This is a genomic window from Enterobacter sp. CM29 (genome assembly GCF_013179605.1).
Classification (GTDB): Bacteria; Pseudomonadota; Gammaproteobacteria; order Enterobacterales; family Enterobacteriaceae; genus Enterobacter; species Enterobacter intestinihominis.
On sequence record NZ_JABMCU010000345.1, the window covers coordinates 1 to 1,550 of the forward strand.

Below are 1,550 nucleotides of genomic sequence, written 5' to 3' on the forward strand. Positions count from 1 at the left end.
GCGTATATTACGCTTTCCTCTTTCAGAGTCAACCCGTTATTTCAGGATTTTTTCTCTTCAACCGACCGGGTTGTCTGTGAAGTGATTCACATCCGCCGTGTCGATGGAGGCGCATTATAGGGAGTTCTCCGCAGGCCGCAACCGCTAAATGACAGAAAAATGACTGACTGCTGCATTCCCCAGCAAAACCCCGCCTTATACCCTTTTACGCACAGAGTTATCCACAGCGCTTCGAAAAAGTGAAAATATGCGAGCGTTGCGCAAACGTTTTCGTTAAAATGCTCGCGCTTAACAAGGAGGCCTCGTCAGGTGTGTTAGATGAGTTTTTCGCTGGAAAATTCATCTAACGCTCTCTGTAATCGTGAAATCCAGGGGATTTACCATGCAACAACGTCGTCCAGTCCGCCGCGCTCTGCTCAGTGTTTCTGATAAAGCCGGTATCATCGAATTCGCTCAGGCACTTTCCGCACGCGGTGTGGAGCTGCTTTCTACAGGCGGTACCGCTCGCCTGTTAGCAGAGAAAGGTCTGCCGGTAACCGAAGTGTCCGACTACACCGGTTTCCCGGAAATGATGGATGGACGCGTCAAAACCCTGCACCCGAAAGTGCACGGCGGCATTCTGGGTCGTCGCGGTCAGGACGACGGCATTATGGAGCAGCACAATATTGCCCCCATCGACATGGTTGTCGTTAACCTCTATCCCTTCGCCCAGACCGTCGCCCGCGAAGGCTGTTCTCTGGAAGATGCCGTAGAGAACATTGATATCGGCGGCCCGACCATGGTGCGCTCCGCAGCCAAGAACCATAAAGATGTGGCCATCGTAGTGAAGAGCAGCGACTACAGCGCCATTATTAATGAGATGGACGCCAACGAAGGGTCCCTGACGCTTGATACGCGTTTCGACCTCGCCATCAAAGCCTTCGAACACACCGCCGCGTACGACAGCATGATCGCCAACTACTTCGGTAGCCTGGTTCCTGCCTACCACGGTGAAAGCAAAGATCCATCTGGTCGCTTCCCGCGCACCCTGAACCTGAACTTCATTAAGAAGCAGGATATGCGCTACGGCGAGAACAGCCACCAGCAGGCAGCCTTCTATATAGAAGAAGAGGTGAAAGAAGCCTCTGTTGCGACTGCTCAGCAGGTACAGGGCAAAGCCCTCTCTTATAACAACATTGCCGATACCGACGCCGCGCTGGAATGCGTGAAAGAGTTCAGCGAGCCGGCCTGCGTTATCGTCAAACACGCCAACCCATGCGGCGTCGCAGTAAGCACCTCCATTATGGATGCCTACGATCGCGCCTACAAAACCGACCCGACCTCCGCGTTCGGCGGCATTATCGCCTTCAACCGCGAGCTGGATGCGGAAACCGCGCAGGCCATCATCTCCCGTCAATTTGTCGAAGTGATCATCGCGCCATCCGCATCCGAAGAAGCGCTGAAAATCACCGCGGCGAAACAGAACGTGCGCGTGCTGGTTTGCGGCCAGTGGGCAGAGCGCGTGCCGGGCCTGGACTTCAAGCGCGTGAACGGCGGTCTGCTGGTTCAGG

Annotated in this window: 1 protein-coding gene; it reads left to right on the forward strand. The window is 54.8% G+C overall.

All coding sequences use genetic code 11. From position 1 onward, the window contains the following. Positions 1-382: 382 nt before the first annotated feature. The coding region (gene purH / locus HP459_RS22870; protein ID WP_171936915.1) for a bifunctional phosphoribosylaminoimidazolecarboxamide formyltransferase/IMP cyclohydrolase at positions 383-1,550 on the forward strand (1,168 nt) is incomplete at its 3' end.